The 17,507-nt window shown below is 56.4% G+C and carries 12 protein-coding genes; 8 read left to right on the top strand and 4 right to left on the bottom strand.

The genetic code is table 11. The features are described 5' to 3' along the window. Positions 1–13: 13 nt before the first annotated feature. The 6 genes from AC6I8L_RS15475 to lplT all read left to right on the top strand — a co-directional run bounded on the left by AC6I8L_RS15475 (position 14) and on the right by lplT (position 12,947). A complete protein-coding gene (locus AC6I8L_RS15475) occupies positions 14–1,258 on the top strand; it encodes an MdtA/MuxA family multidrug efflux RND transporter periplasmic adaptor subunit (RefSeq protein WP_058961814.1) in 1,245 nt (414 codons plus the stop codon). Then, positions 1,255–4,449 (top strand): efflux RND transporter permease subunit, encoded by a 3,195-nt coding sequence (locus AC6I8L_RS15470; RefSeq protein WP_479399419.1) that lies wholly within the window; start codon positions 1,255–1,257, stop codon positions 4,447–4,449. The genes AC6I8L_RS15475 and AC6I8L_RS15470 overlap by 4 nt, the downstream gene beginning before the upstream one ends. Then, entirely contained in the window at positions 4,449–7,550 is a 3,102-nt protein-coding gene (locus AC6I8L_RS15465) for an efflux RND transporter permease subunit (protein ID WP_058961813.1), read from the top strand. The genes AC6I8L_RS15470 and AC6I8L_RS15465 overlap by 1 nt, the downstream gene beginning before the upstream one ends. 3 nt (positions 7,551–7,553) lie before the next feature. Continuing rightward, complete coding sequence (locus AC6I8L_RS15460) at positions 7,554–8,948, top strand: efflux transporter outer membrane subunit (protein ID WP_058961812.1); 1,395 nt, start codon at positions 7,554–7,556, stop codon at positions 8,946–8,948. Positions 8,949–9,609: 661 nt separating this feature from the next. After that, on the top strand, positions 9,610–11,760 hold the full coding sequence (gene aas, locus AC6I8L_RS15455; protein WP_058961811.1) for a bifunctional acyl-ACP--phospholipid O-acyltransferase/long-chain-fatty-acid--ACP ligase: 2,151 nt from the start codon (positions 9,610–9,612) through the stop codon (positions 11,758–11,760). Beyond that, a complete protein-coding gene (gene lplT / locus AC6I8L_RS15450; protein WP_058961810.1) occupies positions 11,757–12,947 on the top strand; it encodes a lysophospholipid transporter LplT in 1,191 nt (396 codons plus the stop codon). Before aas ends, lplT begins: the two co-directional genes overlap by 4 nt. A 202-nt stretch (positions 12,948–13,149) precedes the next feature. On the opposite strand, the gene AC6I8L_RS15445 is transcribed toward lplT, so the two are convergent. The 4 genes from AC6I8L_RS15445 to mutH form a co-directional block, all read right to left on the bottom strand. Then, positions 13,150–14,190, bottom strand: a complete 1,041-nt coding sequence (locus AC6I8L_RS15445) for an NADP(H)-dependent aldo-keto reductase (protein ID WP_045816396.1) — start codon at positions 14,188–14,190, stop codon at positions 13,150–13,152. 143 nt (positions 14,191–14,333) lie between these two features. Further along, on the bottom strand, positions 14,334–14,552 hold the full coding sequence (locus tag AC6I8L_RS15440) for a YgdI/YgdR family lipoprotein (protein WP_034823127.1): 219 nt from the start codon (positions 14,550–14,552) through the stop codon (positions 14,334–14,336). Positions 14,553–14,669: 117 nt separating this feature from the next. Beyond that, a complete protein-coding gene (locus AC6I8L_RS15435) occupies positions 14,670–15,380 on the bottom strand; it encodes a TerC family protein (RefSeq protein ID WP_034823125.1) in 711 nt (236 codons plus the stop codon). Positions 15,381–15,600: 220 nt separating this feature from the next. Continuing rightward, complete coding sequence (gene mutH, locus AC6I8L_RS15430; RefSeq protein ID WP_034823117.1) at positions 15,601–16,287, bottom strand: DNA mismatch repair endonuclease MutH; 687 nt, start codon at positions 16,285–16,287, stop codon at positions 15,601–15,603. Here mutH and AC6I8L_RS15425 point away from each other — a divergent pair. Both AC6I8L_RS15425 and rppH read left to right on the top strand, forming a co-directional pair. Beyond that, entirely contained in the window at positions 16,286–16,459 is a 174-nt protein-coding gene (locus tag AC6I8L_RS15425) for a hypothetical protein (RefSeq protein ID WP_160868318.1), read from the top strand. The two genes, mutH and AC6I8L_RS15425, sit on opposite strands and share 2 nt — an antisense overlap. 512 nt (positions 16,460–16,971) lie before the next feature. Then, the gene (rppH, locus tag AC6I8L_RS15420; protein WP_034823115.1) at positions 16,972–17,502 is read left to right on the top strand and encodes an RNA pyrophosphohydrolase; all 531 of its coding nucleotides are present in this window, start codon (positions 16,972–16,974) and stop codon (positions 17,500–17,502) included. Positions 17,503–17,507: the final 5 nt, after the last annotated feature.

Here is a 17,507-nt window from a genome sequence, read left to right as displayed (position 1 = left end):
TCTGAAGAGTCCGATGACAATTAATTCCCCTGGCAAATCGCGTTTCCACTGGCTGAAATGGCTACTCATTTTACTTGTTGTGTTAATCGTGGCTGGCGTGATTTGGCGCGTTGTCGGCGGCCATGGCGGTGCGCCGGGCGGCATGCCACCGGGAGGCGGAAAGGGCGGTCATCGCGGGGGCGCAGGCGGCCCTCCGGGCATGGCGATGATGGGCGGCAGTGCCACGCTGGTGCACAGTGGCGTGGCCACGACGGCCAACGTGCCGGTGTATCTCAATGCGCTGGGCACGGTGATCCCCAATGCCAGCGTTACCGTGACCAGCCGCGTAGCGGGTCAACTGGAAAAAGTGTTCTTTACCGAAGGGCAAAAAGTCGAGGCCGGACAGCTGCTGGCGCAGATCGATCCACGCAGCTATCAGGCGACACTGGCGCAGTATCAGGGCGATCTCAATCAGAACCAGGCATTGCTGAAAAGCGCCGAGTTAACGCTGGCCCGCTACAAAAAACTGGCGGCCCAGGACTCGTTGTCACGCCAGGATCTTGATACGCAAACCGCCACCGTCGGGCAGTATAAAGGTGCTGTAGCGGCCGATCAGGCGCAGATCGCCAGTGCGAAGCTGGATATTGAGTATGCGCGCATCACTTCACCCGTCAGCGGCCGTGTCGGCCTGCGTCTGGTCGATCCGGGCAATATGGTGCAAACCACCGATACCACTGGCATTGTGGTGGTGACGCAGATGCAGCCTGCTGCCGTGACCTTCAGTGTGCCGCAGAGCAATATCGCGCAGCTCACCAAAGCGCTGCATAACGGGCAGAGTTTACCGGCGGTGGCTTTTGATCAGGACAACAGCACCCAACTGGCGCAGGGTAGCGTGCAGTTCATTAGCAACCAGATCGATACCAGCACCGGCACCATCGAGCTAAAAGCCACCTTCCCAAATGAAGATGAATCACTGTTTGCCAATCAGTTTGTGAATCTGCGTCTGCAAACCAACATTCTGAATAACGCCACGGTGATCCCGGCTCAGGCGCTGCAACTGAGCAGTGACGGCAGCTTTGTGTTTGTGATCAATCAAGACAACACCGTCACGCGCAAAGCGGTGACCACCGGCCCGGCGTTTGGTGAAGATCAGCAGTCGATCCTTAAAGGCGTCGAGCCGGGCGAGCGTCTCGTCACCGAAGGCATCGATCGCCTGACCAACGGCAGTAAAGTCTCTCTGGCCGATGACAGCAAACCTGCCACAGCGGCCAAAAAATGAATCCGTCACGTCTGTTTATCCAGCGTCCCGTCGCCACCATCTTGCTGATGGTCGGCGTGCTGATTTCCGGGATCTTTGCCTATAAATTCCTCTCCACCTCGGCGCTGCCGCAGGTGGATTATCCGACCATTCAGGTCACCACCTTGTATCCTGGCGCCAGCCCGGATGTGATGGCATCGTCTGTGACCTCACCGCTGGAACGCCAGCTCGGGCAGATGGCGGGTCTGAGCCAGATGACGTCAACCAGTTCGGGTGGTTCCTCGATCATCACCCTGAAGTTCAGCCTCGATCTGTCGCTGGATGTCGCCGAGCAGGAAGTGCAGGCGGCGATCAACGCGGCCAACAACCTGCTGCCGAGCGATCTGCCCAATCCGCCGACCTATAAAAAGGTCAACCCGGCCGATACGGCGGTGATCACGCTGGCGGCCAGCTCGGACAATCTGCCACTGACGCAGGTGCAGGATCTGGTGAACACCCGCGTGGCGCTGAAGCTGTCGCAGATTAACGGCGTCGGCATGGTGACATTGGCAGGTGGTCATCAGCCGGCTATCCGCGTGCAGATGGACCCGAAAGCGCTGGCGGCACACAAGCTGTCGCTGGAAGACGTGAATACGTTGATCAGCAACAGCAACGTCAATGGCTCAAAAGGCGGCTTCGATGGCAAATACCATTCGGTCACCATTGATGCCAACGATCAGCTGCGCACCGCCGATGAGTACGGCAATCTGATCATTACCTATCAGAACGGTGCTGCACTGCGCCTGAAAGATATCGCGCACATCGAACAGGGGCCGGAGAACAGCTTCCAGTCGGCGTGGGCCAATAACAGCCCGGCGATTGTGATCAGCGTGCAGCGCCAGCCTGGTGCCAACGTGATTCAGGTGGTGGACAGCATCAAAGCGCAGCTGCCAACCCTGCAGGCCGCGTTGCCCGATGGCGTGAAGATGAGCATCTTGTCGGATCGCACCCAAACCATCCGTGCATCCATCAGCGACGTGCAGTTTGAGCTGATGCTGTCGGTGGCGCTGGTGGTGATGGTCACCTTCCTGTTCCTGCGCAATGTGGCGGCCACGCTGATCCCGAGCGTGGCGGTACCGCTGTCACTGATTGGCACCTTCGGCGTAATGTATCTGGCCGATTTCAGCCTGAATAACCTGTCGCTGATGGCTCTGACCATCGCCACCGGCTTCGTCATCGATGATGCGATTGTGGTAGTGGAGAACATTTCACGTCGGCTGGAAGAGGGCGAAACGCCGATGCAGGCGGCGCTGAAAGGCTCGCAGCAGATCGGCTTCACCATCATCTCGCTAACCTTCTCGCTGATTGCAGTACTGATTCCGCTGCTGTTTATGGGCGATGTGGTAGGGCGCTTGTTCCGCGAGTTCGCCATTACGCTGGCGGTGTCGATTCTGGTGTCGATGGTGGTGTCACTGACGCTGACGCCAATGCTGTGCGCCTATCTGTTGCAGCATATCCCGGAAGAGAAGCAGTCGCGCTTCTCGCGCAAGGGCGGACAAATATTCGATAAGCTGGTGCGTGGCTATGACCGTCTTCTGACTGTGGTACTGAACCATCAGAAGTTGACGCTGCTGGTGGCGCTGGCAACCTTTGCGCTGACGGCGCTGCTGTATATCGCCATCCCGAAAGGTTTCTTCCCGACGCAGGATACCGGACTGATTCAGGGTGTCACCGTGGCGTCGCAGGATGTGTCATTTAGCGAGATGTCGAAGCGTCAGCAGGCGCTGGCAAAAGTGATTCTGCAGAACCCGTCGGTGGATAGCCTCTCTTCCACCATCGGGATTGACGGCAGTAACACCAGCCTCAACAGCGGTCGCATCCAAATCAACCTGAAGTCGTTTGATGAGCGCGATGACAAAGCCGATGTGGTGATCAAGCAGCTGCAACAGGCGGCACAACAGGTGGCGGGCATTCAGCTCTACCTGCAACCGGCGCAGGATTTGACGGTCAACGATCAGGTCACGCCGAGCCAGTATCAGTTCACGCTGGATGATGCCGACAGTGAAAACCTGGTGAGCTGGACGCCGAAGATGGTGGCCGCCTTGCAGCAACGCCCGGAATTTAACGGTGTGGTGAGTAACCTGCAGGATCAGGGCCGTGTCGCCTATGTCGAGCTGAACCGCGACAAAGCCGCGCGCTACGGCATTACCGCCTCGGATGTGGATACGGCGCTGTACAACAGTTTTGGTCAGCGCCTGGTTTCCACCATCTTTACCCAGGCCAATCAGTATCGCGTGGTGCTGGAAGTCGCGCCGCAGTATCAGCAGTCGCCGGCATCGTTTGATGATGTCTATCTGCCGGTGAGCAGCAGTTCCAGTACCTCAACCAGCAGCAGTTCGAGCACGACATCCAGCAGCTCAAGCAGCAGTTCGACCACCAGCTCGGACAGCGACACCACTACCGGGATGGTGAAACTGACCTCGATTGCCACCATTCACCAGCGCACCGGTTCACTGATGCATATGCGTCTGAATCAGTTCCCGGCGGTGATGGTGTCGTTCAACCTCAACAGCGGTTACTCGCTGGAGGATGGGCAGAAAGCGATTGCCGAAGTAACGCAACAGCTCAATCTGCCGTCCAGCATTACGCTGCGCTATCAGGGGGAAACCTCGGCATTCCAGAGCGCGACCGGTAACACGCTGTGGCTGATTCTGGCCGCACTGATCACCATGTATGTGGTGTTGGGCATTCTGTATGAGAGCTTTATTCATCCGGTGACGATTCTCTCGACGCTGCCGTCGGCGGCGGTGGGTGCGCTGTTGACGTTGCTGCTGGCGGGCAGTGAGTTCAGCTTGATTGCGCTGATCGGGGTGATCCTGCTGATCGGCATCGTGAAAAAGAACGCGATTATGATGATCGACTTCGCGCTGGAAGCCGAAAACAAGCAGGGCATGAGCGCGCGTGATGCGATTCATCAGGCCTGCTTGCTGCGCTTCCGTCCGATTCTGATGACCACCATGGCGGCGCTGCTCGGTGCACTGCCGCTGATGCTGGCCTCAGGATCCGGCGCCGAACTGCGCCAGCCGCTTGGTCTGGTGATTGTCGGGGGGTTGATTGTCAGCCAGGTGCTGACGCTGTTCTCCACGCCGGTTATCTACCTGTGGTTTGATGGCATCGCGCAGCGCGGCAAGCGCTATATGCAGCGTAAACAGCAGCAGGCGCGGAGCGAGTAATGAACCTCACCAGGCTGTTTATCTTCCGTCCGGTCACCACGTTATTGTTAACGTTGTCGATCATGCTACTCGGCTTGCTGGGTTATCGGCTGTTGCCGGTGGCTCCGCTGCCGCAGGTGGATTTCCCGACCATTATGGTCAGCGCCAGCTTAGCCGGTGCCAGCCCGGAAACCATGGCGGCCACGGTGGCGACGCCGCTGGAGCGCTCGCTCGGGCAGATCGCGGGCGTCACCGAAATGACTTCGACCAGTTCGCAGGGCTCCACCAGCGTGATTTTGCAGTTTGATCTCGACCGCGATATCAACGGTGCGGCGCGCGATGTGCAGGCGGCGATCAATGCCGCGCGCAGTCTGCTGCCGAGCGCGATGGAATCACTGCCGACCTATCGCAAAGCTAACCCGTCCGATGCACCGATTGTGATGCTGGCGTTGACCTCCGCCACGCGCACGCCGGGTGAACTCTACGACCTCGCTGAGAGCAAAATCGAGCAGGCGATGGGGCAGGTCAAGGGCGTGGGCGAAGTGTCACTAATGGGCAGCGCCTTGCCCGCCGTGCGTATCGATCTGCAACCGCTCAAGCTGGCGCAATACGGCATCTCGCTGGACACGGTGCGTGAAGCCATCGCCAACAGCACCACCAACAAACCCAAAGGCATTCTGCAGGGTAGCCAGCAATCATGGGTGGTGGACAGCAACGGTCAGTTAGATAAAGCGGCGCAGTATCAGGATCTGATCGTCAGCTATAAAGACGGCAAAGCGGTACGTCTGCACGATGTCGCCACCGTCTACGATTCGGTGGAAGATCAGTATCAGGCCGGTTTCCTCAACTCGCAGCCGTCGGTGATGGTGGGCATTAAGCGCCAGGCCGGCGCCAACATGCTCGACACTATTGATGCCATCAAAGCGCAGTTGCCAGCGCTGGAAAAAGATCTGCCTGCGGATACCCAGTTGAAAGTGGTGGTGGATCGTTCCCCGACGGTGCGTGAATCTTTGTACGACACCGAAGAGACGCTGCTGATCGCCATGCTGTTGGTGATCGCGGTGGTGTTTGTGTTCCTGCGTAACGTGCAGGCGGTGGTGATCCCGGCGCTGGCACTGCCGGTGTCGTTGATTGGCACCTGTGCAGTGATGTATCTGCTGGGCTACAGCCTCGATAACCTTTCGCTGATGGCACTGATTATCGCCACCGGATTTGTGGTCGATGATGCCATCGTGGTGCTGGAAAACATCACGCGCCATATCGAAGAAGGTTTGAGTCCGCTGCGGGCGGCGCTAAAAGGCGCGCAGGAAGTAAGTTTCACTGTGCTGTCGATGACCATGTCGCTGGTGGCGGTGTTTATCCCGATCCTGCTGATGGGCAGTATTGTCGGTCGTCTGTTCCGCGAGTTTGCGGTGACGCTCACCGTCTCGCTGTTGATCTCGATGTTTGTCTCGCTGAGCCTGACGCCGATGCTATGCGCGCGGCTGCTGAAGCCAAAACCGAAAGTCAGCAAGCGCCCTCATCCGCTATATCAGTTTATCGAAAACCAGCTCAATGCTTTGCTGGCGGCCTATTCGCGTGGTCTGGCGTGGGTAATGGCGCACCAGAAGATCACCATGTTCAGCCTGGTGCTGACGGTGTTGCTAAACCTGTTTCTGTTCACCGTGGTGCAGAAGGGCTTCTTCCCCAATCAGGATACCGGCCTGCTGATGGGCGCACTGCGCGCCGATCAAAACATCTCGTTCCAGGCGATGAAGCCGAAGATGCTGGAGTTCACCAAAATCATCCAGTCGGACCCCGCAGTGGACAGCGTGATGTCGTCGATGGGCAGCGGCATGTTTGGCTCGCGCAACAGCGCCAACTTCTTTGTACGCTTGAAGGATTTCAGTGACCGCGATGCCACGGCTACCGAAGTCGCCAATCGACTGAGCCTGAAGACCAGCCATATCGCTGGGGCGCAGATGTTCCTGATGGCGGCGCAGGATCTGCATATCGGTGGGCGCAGTGCCAACGCCACCTATCAATACAGCTTGCAGGCCGACGATCTGGATGTGCTGCGCGAGTGGACGCCGAAAGTGCAGGCCGCGCTGGCGGCGATCCCACAGCTCAACAGCGTGGACTCTGATTCACAAACTGGCGGCCAGGAAGTGGTGATCAATATCGATCGCGACCGCGCGCAACGCCTCGGCGTGAATGTGCAGATGCTGGATACCATGCTGAACAACGCCTTCAGCCAGCGTCAGGTGGCCACGCTCTATCACACGCTGAATCAGTATCATGTGGTGATGTCATTGCAGGATAGCTACACGCGCGATCCGGAGATTTTGAAAGAACAGTATGTGATTAACGACAGCGGCGATCGTGTGCCGCTCTCCGCTTTCGCCAGCTTCAAAGGCGGTAATGCGCCGCTGTCGGTAGCACATCAGGGCCAGTCAGCCACCAGCACCATAGCATTCAACCTCAACGATGGTGTGTCACTGGAGCAGGCACAGGCGCTGATCAAGCAGGCGATGGCGCAGCTCGGTTTACCGTCCACCATTCAGGCCGGTTTTGCTGGCACCGCAGCCGCCTTTGCGCAGCTGACCGCCACCATGCCGTGGCTGATTATTGCCGCACTGGCGGCGGTGTATATCGTGCTCGGCGTGCTGTATGAGAGCTACATCCATCCCATCACCATTCTTTCGACGCTGCCATCAGCGGGGGTTGGCGCGCTGCTGCTGCTGCTGCTCACCAATACCCAACTGACGGTGATTGCCCTGATCGGCATCATTCTGCTGATTGGCATCGTGAAGAAGAACGCCATCATGATGATCGACTTTGCAATCCACGCTGAGCGTACGCAGGGGATGTCGCCGAAACAGGCGATCACGCAGGCCTGTCTGATGCGTTTCCGTCCGATCATGATGACCACGCTGGCCGCCTTCTTTGGTGCTTTGCCGCTGGCATTAGGCAGCGGCGGCGATGCGGATCTACGCAGCCCGCTCGGCATCGCGATTGCTGGTGGTTTGGCGCTGAGCCAGCTGTTAACCCTGTTTACCACGCCGGTTGTTTATCTCTGGCTCGATAGTTTAAGCCGTGCCACCAAACGTCAGTGGCAGCGGATGCGTCATGTGGAATCCTGATCGATGAAAAATGTTCTGAAATTTACCCCGATGGTAGCGGCACTGTTGCTGGCGGGTTGTGCGGTGGGGCCGGATTATCAGCGCCCGACCATGGCGATGCCGACCCACTTTAAAGAAGCCAAAGGCTGGCAGCAGGCCGCGCCGCAGGATGAGCAGAGCAAAGGCGACTGGTGGTCGGTGTATCACGATGCCACGCTGGATAGCCTGTTGCGTCAGGTGAGCATCTCCAACCAAAACGTGGCGAGCTATGCCGCGCAGTACCGTGAAGCGCAGGCGCTGACCTCGCAGTCACGCGCCGCGTTATTCCCGTCGGTGAGTTACGACGCCAGCAGTACGCGCAGCGGCAGTCGGGCCAGCACCACCGGCCAGCGCAGCGTCAGCAACGCGCATGCCGCCGATCTCAGTGCCAGCTGGGAGCTGGATTTGTGGGGCAAACTGCGCCGTACGCTGGAAGAGAACAAAGCCAGCGCGCAGGCGAGTAAGGCCGAACTGGCGAATATCACCCTAAGTGCCCAATCGGAGCTGGCGCAGGATTACTTCCAGCTGCGCATCCTCGACGAAAAAATTGCTCTGTATCAGCGCAGTATCGATGCCTATCAGCGCTATATGACGGTGATTCAGAATAAGTACTCGGCGGGCAGCGAATCACGCGCCACGCTGGCACAGGCGCAGATGCAGCTGGAGAGCGCGCGCGCCTCAGCACAGGATTATCAGTGGCAGCGTGCGCAGTCGGAACACGCCATTGCGCTGTTGCTGGGCCGTGCACCGGCTGATTTCTCGCTGCCAGTGGCTAAGCTGGATGCCACGCTGCCAGCCATCCCTAACAGCCTGCCTTCTGCCTTGCTGCAGCGTCGTCCGGATATCGCTTATGCCGAACGTAACGTGGCAGCGGCCAATGCGGCGGTGGGCGTAGCGATTGCCGGCTACTATCCCGATCTGACGTTAAGTGCCACGGGCGGCGTGAGCTCATCGGCCATCAACAGTCTGTTCTCGCTGCCAAATCGTGTCTGGTCATTAGGGCCGGAGCTGAGCGGCACGCTGCTGGACTTCGGTGCCACCTCAGCCAAAGTGGAGCAGGCCCGCGCCGCCTATGACGCCAGCGTGGCGGATTATCGCCAGTCGGTGCTGACGGCGATGGGTGAAGTAGAAGATTATCTGGTGCAGCTGAATACGCTGAAGGGTGAGATAGCTTCACAGCAGCTGGCGACCAGCGCTGCGCAGGAGTCAGCACGCGTGACGCGTAATCAGTATGATGCCGGAATGATTGATTACCTTGATGTGGCGACCACCGAAAACAGCAGTCTGAGTGAGCAGCAGAGCTTACTGTCACTGCAGAGCACCCAGTGGGTGAGCAGCGTTGAGCTGATCGCCGCGCTAGGCGGGGGTTGGCAGGGATAAGTGTTATTCGTTCTGGCAGGGATGAGTTTTAGCATCATAGATGAAGGTTGTCTGGCAGTTTAGAACAGCTGAGTTTGAGGCTGTTGATTCTGTTGTGGGCTTTTTTAGCGCGCGGATGGGCCATAGCCCCTCTGCGGCGGCCGGGCAGTCCTCGCGCCGCTGACGCGGTGCCTTCGTCTTCCACGTCGTGCCTACGGACCGTTCGGGTAAGGCCGTCCTGGCCAACCCGAACTGCCAGTCGCATCCATGCGACTGGCTCCTGGCCCAACGTAAAAGCCTCAGCGCTGCGGATAGCCCGACCGCCGCAGAGGGGCTTTGGCCTTAAGCATTGTGCTTTTTTGAACGAAACACCGAAAAAATACACGCTCCGCTTGCCTTCTTTCCTAACAGATATGAGCCAATGTGCAGCCTGTTCTCTCTTTGGCAAAACGCATCGATACTAATAGTCTTATTTTCAACAACACCCACTGATGCCAAAGCGCCCACAGTCTGCATTAGCACTGAGCAGCATTTCACAATAAACAGCACCCCAACGGCACATTTTTACCGGCTATGCACCACACCCACCTCAATTCCTCACCATAAATCACCGCAGCACTTGTCGAAAATCGTCAGATATTGCAAGGTAAGCGCCATATTTTACCGCTGCTAAGGAGCTGGCATGCTTTTCACTGTTCTGCGTTTCCTGTTTCGCCTGTTATGGCGGGTGGAACTGCGTGGCGATCTCACCGCACTGCACAAAGAAAAAGTGCTGATCACCCCTAACCATATGTCATTCCTTGATGGCATTTTGGTGGCGCTGTTTTTGCCGATTAAACCGGTGTTCGCCGTCTACTCCTCGATCAGCGATCAATGGTTTATGCGGCTCCTGAAGCCGATTATCGACTTCGTGCCACTCGATCCCACTAAACCGATGTCGATCAAACATCTGGTGCGCATGATCAATGAAGGTCGTCCGGTGGTGATCTTCCCGGAAGGCCGTATCACCGTGACCGGATCGCTGATGAAAATCTACAGCGGTGCGGGCTTTGTCGCGGCGAAATCGGGTGCGACCGTGGTGCCCATGCGCATCGAAGGGGCGGAATATACGCCGTTTGGTCGTCTGGCGGGCGTATTTAAACGCCGCCTGTTCCCGCGCATCACCTTAAGCGTCTTACCGGCTACCGTCATTCCGATGCCCGAAGCCAAACGCGCACGCGATCGCCGCATACTGGCGGGTGAGCACTTACATCATGTGATGATGGAAGCGCGCATGGCGGTGCGTCCACGGGAAACGCTATTTGAAGCCTTCCTTAATGCACGCCAGCGTTATGGCCTGACTAAACCTTGCATCGAAGACATCAATTTCAAGCCGGACAGCTACACCGGGCTGCTGAAAAAATCGCTCGGCGTCGGTCGAATTCTTGAACGCTACAGCCAGCAGGGTGAATACGTTGGTCTGCTATTGCCGAATGCCACCGTCACGGCGGCGGCGATCCTCGGGGCGTCACTGCGCGGGCGCATCCCGGCGATGCTCAACTACACCGCGGGCGTCAACGGCATGCGTGCGGCGCTCACCGCTTCGCAGGTCAAAACCGTGTTCACCTCGCGCCAGTTCCTTGAGAAAGGCAACCTGGAGCATCTGCCGCAAGGCTTAACTGAAGTCCAGTGGATCTACCTCGAAGACCTTAAAGACACCGTCACGCTCAAAGACAAGTTGTGGATTCTGGCGCACCTGCTGATGCCACGTCGCGCACAGGTTAAGCAGCAGCCGGAAGATGCCGCGATGGTGCTGTTCACTTCGGGTTCGGAAGGCAATCCCAAAGGCGTGGTGCACTCGCACAAAAGCCTGCTGGCTAACGTTGAACAGATTCGCACCGTGGCGGATTTCACCCCGCGCGATCGCTTTATGTCGGCGCTGCCGCTGTTCCATGCTTTCGGCCTCACTGTGGGCTTGTTTACGCCGCTGCTAACCGGCGCGCAGGTGTTCCTCTATCCGAGCCCGCTGCATTACCGCATCGTGCCCGAACTGGTGTATGACCGTAACTGCACCGTGCTGTTTGGGACGTCGACTTTCCTCGGCAACTATGCGCGCTTTGCCAATCCGTATGATTTTGCACGCCTGCGCTATGTGGTAGCGGGTGCAGAGAAGTTGCAGGAAGGCACGCGCCAAATCTACGCCGAGAAGTACGGCATTCGTATTCTTGAAGGCTACGGCGTCACCGAGTGTGCGCCAGTGGTGGCAATCAACGTGCCGATGGCGGCGAAACCTCACACCGTGGGTCGTATTCTGCCCGGCATGGATTCACGTTTGATCTCCGTGCCGGGTATTGAGCAGGGCGGTCGTCTGCAACTGCGTGGTCCGAACATCATGAACGGTTATCTGCGCGTCGAGAATCCTGGCGTGCTGGAGAAGCCAGTAGCCGATAACGGTGAAGGCGAGATGGAAGCCGGTTGGTACGATACCGGCGACATTGTTAGCTTCGATGAAGGTGGCTTCTGTCAGATTCAGGGCCGTGCCAAACGCTTCGCCAAAATTGCCGGTGAGATGGTGTCACTGGAAAGCGTCGAACAGATCGCTTTGAAAGCCTCGGGCGAGAAGCAGCATGCCGCGTCACTGCGCCCTGACGGTCATCGCGGTGAAGCCTTAGTGTTGTTCACTACTGACAGCGAACTGGGTCGTGAGCAACTGCTTAAAGCCGCCCGCGATATCGGTGCGCCAGAACTGGCTGTGCCGCGTGACATTCGCTTTATGAAACAGCTGCCGCTGCTGGGTAGCGGTAAACCAGACTACGTCAGCCTGAAACAGCTGGCCGAAGAGGATCAAGCATGAGTCAGGCGGTTAATCCCGATTCACCGTTACTGTCACGCAATATGATGGCGGTGATTGTGGCGCAGTTTTTCTCCGCGTTTGGCGATAACGCGCTGCTGTTTGCCACGCTGGCGGTGCTGAAAAGTCAGCTCTATCCCGACTGGAGCCAGCCGATTCTGCAGATGATGTTTGTGGCCACTTACATTCTTCTGGCGCCGTTTGTCGGGCAGATGGCTGACAGCTTTGCCAAAGGCCGGGTGATGATGTTCGCCAACAGCCTCAAGCTGCTGGGCGCACTGGTTATCTGTTTTGGCTTCAATCCATTCCTTGGCTATACGCTGGTGGGTATTGGTGCGGCATCCTACTCGCCTGCTAAGTACGGCATCCTCACCGAGATCACCAGCGGTGAACGACTGGTGAAGGCCAACGGTCTGATGGAGTCCTCTACCATTGCTGCCATCCTGTTGGGTTCAGTGGCAGGCGGTATTCTGGCGGACTGGAATCTACTGGCCGCACTGATTGTGTGTGCACTCACTTACGCGTTGGCAGTGGTGGCGAATATCTTTATTCCTAAGCTGTTGGCGGCACGACCGGGTCAGAGCTGGCAGTTTGGTGCCATGTTCCGCAGTTTCAAAGAATCCGCTTTGCTGTTGTGGCGTAACGGCGAGACGCGTTTTTCCCTGCTCGGCACCAGCATGTTCTGGGGCGCAGGCGTAACGCTGCGTTTCCTGCTGGTGCTGTGGGTGCCCGTGGCGCTCGGTATCACCGACAATAAAACGCCCACCACGTTAAATGCCATGGTGGCGATCGGGATTGTGATTGGCGCTGCCGCGGCGGCGAAACTGGTGACGCTGCAAACCGTGCGCCGCTGCATGCCCGCCGGGATATTAATTGGCGTGATGGTGGTGGTGTTCTCACTGCAAACCAGCTTGCTGAATGCCTATCTGGTACTGATGGTGTTGGGTGCGCTCGGTGGCTTCTTCGTGGTGCCGCTTAATGCGCTGTTGCAGGAGCGCGGCAAAGAGTCGGTGGGCGCGGGTAATGCGATTGCCGTACAGAACTTCGGTGAAAACATCGCGATGTTGGTGATGCTGGCGCTGTACACCATCGCTGTTAAGTTGGGTGCACCTGCAGTGGCAACCGGTATCGGGTTCGGTGGGATTTTTGCTGTGGCGATTGCGTTGCTGTGGTGGAAATCGCGCCGTTAAGGCGGTGCGTTGAAAAACCAGGTCGCCAGCAATGGCGACCATAGATCCGAAATGCGCGCATTCGGGTGCACACAATCAAAAACCGCGTCATACGCCTGTAGGGTGTGCATCCAGGCACATCGGGCCAAAGTCTTAGCCACCAGGCCATCAATGCTGCAGGTCGTTGCGACGCAAACCGTTGCGCCGCAACGATGACATCCCGTTAGGGTGCCGGGTAAGTATACTGACGATGAATCGCTTCCAGTTCCTCTAACACATCGGCATTCAGCGTCAGGTTGAAACTCTCCACGTTAATCTTCAGCTGTTCCAGCGTCGTCGCGCCCAGCAGGGTACTGGCGACAAATGGCTGCTGACGGACGTAAGCCAGTGCCATCTGTGACGGATCCAGATTGTGCTTCTTCGCCAGACCAACATAAGCGGCAATCGCCTGATTCGACTGCTCACCGCTGTAGCGGGTGAAGCGGCTGAACAGGGTGTTACGCGCACCGGCGGGTTTTGCACCATTCAGATATTTGCCGCTCAAAGTACCAAACGCCAGGCTTGAGTAGGCCAGCAGTTCAACGCCTTCGTGCTGGCTGATTTCCGCCAGGCCAACTTCAAAGCTGCGGTTCAGCAGGCTGTACGGGTTCTGAATGGTCACAATACGCGGCAACTCGTGCTTCTCAGCCAGCTGCAGATAGCGCATCACGCCCCATGCGGTTTCGTTAGACACGCCGATGTAGCGAATCTTACCTGCGCGCACCTGCTCATTCAGGGCTTCCAGCGTTTCCAGCAGCGTCACGTTGGCGGTGGTTTCGCTGTACTGGTAACCCAGTTTGCCGAAGTAGTTGGTTTGACGTTGCGGCCAGTGCAGCTGGTAGAGATCGAGATAGTCGGTGTTCAGACGCTTCAGGCTGGCATCCAGCGCTTCGCGAATGTTTTTGCGATCCAGTGCCTGGTTAGGGCGAATCGACGCATCTGCGCCGCGCACCGGACCGGCAATTTTGCTGGCCAGAATGATCTTGTCACGGCTGCCGCGCTTCTTCAGCCAGCTGCCAATGTACTGTTCGGTTAATCCCTGGGTTTCCGGGCGCGGCGGCACCGGATACATTTCAGCGGTATCAATCAGGTTGATGCCACTGCTAATCGCGTAATCGAGTTGCGCGTGGGCGTCGGCTTCGCTGTTTTGCTCACCAAACGTCATGGTTCCTAACCCAAGTTGGCTGACTTCCAGCGTACTGTGGGGGATGCGGTGATAATGCATTGCCGGCTTCCTTTTTTCATTATGAAAGGGAATGTTGTGTCCTCTGGGACTATATCCTGTGAAGCGGCGCGGAAGGAAGGGGGGAAAGTTCGGGAAATCGCCTGCACTGGGGAAAAAATCGTGCAGGCAATCGAATTTGGCACTTAACGCTCAATGATGGTGGAGACCTCGTCACCATTGATCTGCATCACATGACCTTGATCGTCAGTGTACTGCACCAAACCTGTCTCTTTATCGATGGACGGTTTGCCATCAGTTTTAATCATACGGCCATCTTTGGTCGCCATCACGTAATCACTGCTGCAACCACTCAACGTCAGCGCGACCAGCATAATACCCACGACACTCACCAACCCTTTCATTCTTATCTCCCTCAACCTACTTCAACTGCAAAAGTGTAGTAATAAATGCTTTCGCTGGCTGACGTAATCGCATCATTCCTAAAATTAAAGGGCGAGATGCGCTCGCCCTTGACATCGTTAAGCCGCGCTTTTCTTGCTGCGCATCAGGTTCAGGCACTCCACGGCCATGGAGAAAAACATGGCAAAATAAATGTAACCTTTTGGTACATGGATACCGAAACTCTCCAGAATCAGGGTAAAGCCGACCAGAATCAGGAATGCAAGCGCCAGCATTTTCACCGATGGATGACGCTCAACAAATTCACCAATGGCGCGTGCGGCAAACATCATCATCAGCACCGCTATGACCACGGCAGCCATCATGATGAACAGATGATCGGACAAGCCGACAGCGGTGATCACCGAATCGAGGCTGAAAATAATGTCCAGCAACATGATCTGAACGATCGCGCCGAAGAAGGAGTGGACGTTGGTTTTGTGCTCACCTTCGGCGCCTTCGATGGTTTCATGAATCTCCATGCTGGATTTCCACAGCAGGAACAGACCACCAAACAGCAGGATCAGGTCGCGCGCCGAGAAGCTGTGATCCATCAGGGTAAACAGCGGATTGGTGAGACGGACTACCCAGGCAATGGACGCCAGCAGACCCAGTCGCATCAGCATGGCACCCATTAAACCGAGGCGGCGAGCTTTGTTTTGCTGGTGTTTCGGTAACTTAGCGACAACCAGCGACAGGAAGATAATGTTGTCGATACCCAAAACCACTTCCAGAATGGTCAATGTTCCCAGTGCCAGCCAGGCATTGGGATCAGCAATCCAGTCAAACATGAATCATTCAATCCTAAACGAAAATTAAACGGCGATTATACACGTCCTGGTTCGGCTCCCCTAATGGGGCCTACTTTTGGTGCAGCTGCCTTGGCTGCTCACGTTCACCCCAGTCACTTACTTATGTATGCTCACGGGGATTTGCGTACTTGCCGCCTTGCTGCACCAAAAAAAGGCCCCATCAGGGGAACCGAACCAGTCGTGTAAGGAGTCGAGTCATTTACAGTAGAAAATGGCGTGCCAGCAGCGGTCCGGTGAAGCTTTTCTTGAGATAAAAACCGCGCGGTAGCGTCATTATAGGCTCTCCATGCTCACCGATGGCTTCGGTCAGGGCTTTACTGTTGGCGGCTTTCGGGCGGATCTGCAGCCAGGCACCGTGTCGGGCGGTGATGCGTTCCACCTGACCCAGCACGATCATATCCATCAACTCTTCCCAGTCTTCACGCAGTTGCTGATCTTCTTCCTCACTGGGCTGCCATAACAGCGGCGATCCCACTCGACGATCCGCGAGGGGCAAAGCACGGTCACCCTCAATCGGGATCCACAAAACGCGAGCCAGCTTGTGGCGCACATGGCTGGTCTCCCAGGTTACGCCGCTGTTGCCGGTCAGAGGCGCAACGCAGACAAAGGTGGTTTCCAACGGTTTGCCCAGCGCATCCACGGGGATGGTCTTGAGTTCGATACCGAGATGGGCGAAATCCTGCTCCGCTTTGCTGCCCGCGCTGGCACCAAGGTGCAGCTCAATCAGCATGCCAACCCAGCCTTTATCCCGCCGCAAATCGGCTGGCACCGGCAAACCCAGCTGAGCTGCCAGTGCAGCAAACGTCTGGCCTGCCAGCTGTTGTGCACGTTGCAGTAATTCCGCTTCATCTTGTGGTGGCGGCGGCAATAAAACGGGGGAATTCATGGCAAAACTCATATTGGTTAAAGGATGTACAGCGCTGGCGGGTACGAGTTTTCCACATGCGCGCAGCGTGAATAACCGTGATAATAGCATGATTAAGCGTGCTTTTTTATTTGCATTGCCGGACGGTTGTGGATGCTATGGCAAGGTTATCCCAGTTTGTTATCGACAATGAACAGGATCTCCAGACTACTTATCCACAGAATGGTGGGATAACCCCCCTCACAGAGCACCCCTGTTTCGATTTACAGCCTTGACTTTAGCGATTTGGACGCTTTTTTTCCTTTCTTTGACCAGGTTTAGGGCATTATCTGTGGATAAAATCGACGGTGGTGGATCTTTGAGCAGCGAATGGAGCCTGAGGATAATTAGAAAGTGATCCGCGTTAAAACAACACTGTCATTTTTTTCTATCACTATGATTAATGGTGTTTTTAGTGCTATTCTTAGTCTGCCTTATGAGAATTTTCCGAAGTGGTTATTCAACTCATTCCCGTGTTCTGCACAAAGCTATCCACAGAAAAGGTGAATAAGATCGCCCTGAAAACCGCTCCGCTGTTTATAACTTGGCTAAACTCTGTGAGTTATCCTGTTTTTATTCGGCTATCGCCCCGGATATCCAGTGGTTTACCGCCTGTAAGGAGTGTGAAACAATCAGGCTATTCAAATTTAGCTTTGAGGTAGTCCAGTGATCGATGATGATGGCTACCGCCCGAATGTTGGTATCGTAATCTGTAACAGGCAAGGACAAGTGTTATGGGCCAGGCGCTTTGGACAGCACTCCTGGCAATTTCCTCAGGGAGGCATCAATCCGGGTGAAACCGCTGAACAGGCGATGTATCGCGAACTGTTCGAAGAAGTGGGTTTACACCGCAAAGATGTTCGAATACTTGCTTCAACCCGTAACTGGTTACGTTACAAGTTGCCAAAACGTTTGGTGCGTTGGGACACAAAGCCGGTGTGTATCGGCCAGAAACAAAAGTGGTTTCTTCTGCAGTTGATGTGTAGTGACGCGGAGATCAATGTGCAACACAGCAGCACGCCGGAGTTTGATGGTTGGCGCTGGGTCAGCTTTTGGTATCCGGTGCGTCAGGTCGTCTCTTTTAAGCGCGATGTCTATCGCCGCGTGATGAAAGAATTCGCTGGCGTGGTGATGTCTATGCAGGAGAGTGCGGGGCAGCGTAATAACAATGCCGCTCATCGACGTAAAAGAGGATAGGCCAC

It is taken from the genome of Type-E symbiont of Plautia stali, from assembly GCF_059731115.1.
The sequence above is the reverse complement of the archived record's forward strand: the minus strand, read 5'-3'. Positions and strand labels throughout refer to the sequence as shown.

Coding starts and splice junctions, on each gene's coding strand:
- AC6I8L_RS15475 (WP_058961814.1), top strand. CDS start 14: ATGACAATTAATTCCCCTGGCAAATCGCGTTTCCACTGGCTGAAATGG.
- AC6I8L_RS15470 (WP_479399419.1), top strand. CDS start 1,255: ATGAATCCGTCACGTCTGTTTATCCAGCGTCCCGTCGCCACCATCTTG.
- AC6I8L_RS15465 (WP_058961813.1), top strand. CDS start 4,449: ATGAACCTCACCAGGCTGTTTATCTTCCGTCCGGTCACCACGTTATTG.
- AC6I8L_RS15460 (WP_058961812.1), top strand. CDS start 7,554: ATGAAAAATGTTCTGAAATTTACCCCGATGGTAGCGGCACTGTTGCTG.
- aas (WP_058961811.1), top strand. CDS start 9,610: ATGCTTTTCACTGTTCTGCGTTTCCTGTTTCGCCTGTTATGGCGGGTG.
- lplT (WP_058961810.1), top strand. CDS start 11,757: ATGAGTCAGGCGGTTAATCCCGATTCACCGTTACTGTCACGCAATATG.
- AC6I8L_RS15445 (WP_045816396.1), bottom strand. CDS start 14,190: ATGCATTATCACCGCATCCCCCACAGTACGCTGGAAGTCAGCCAACTT.
- AC6I8L_RS15440 (WP_034823127.1), bottom strand. CDS start 14,552: ATGAAAGGGTTGGTGAGTGTCGTGGGTATTATGCTGGTCGCGCTGACG.
- AC6I8L_RS15435 (WP_034823125.1), bottom strand. CDS start 15,380: ATGTTTGACTGGATTGCTGATCCCAATGCCTGGCTGGCACTGGGAACA.
- AC6I8L_RS15425 (WP_160868318.1), top strand. CDS start 16,286: ATGGCAAAACTCATATTGGTTAAAGGATGTACAGCGCTGGCGGGTACG.
- mutH (WP_034823117.1), bottom strand. CDS start 16,287: ATGAATTCCCCCGTTTTATTGCCGCCGCCACCACAAGATGAAGCGGAA.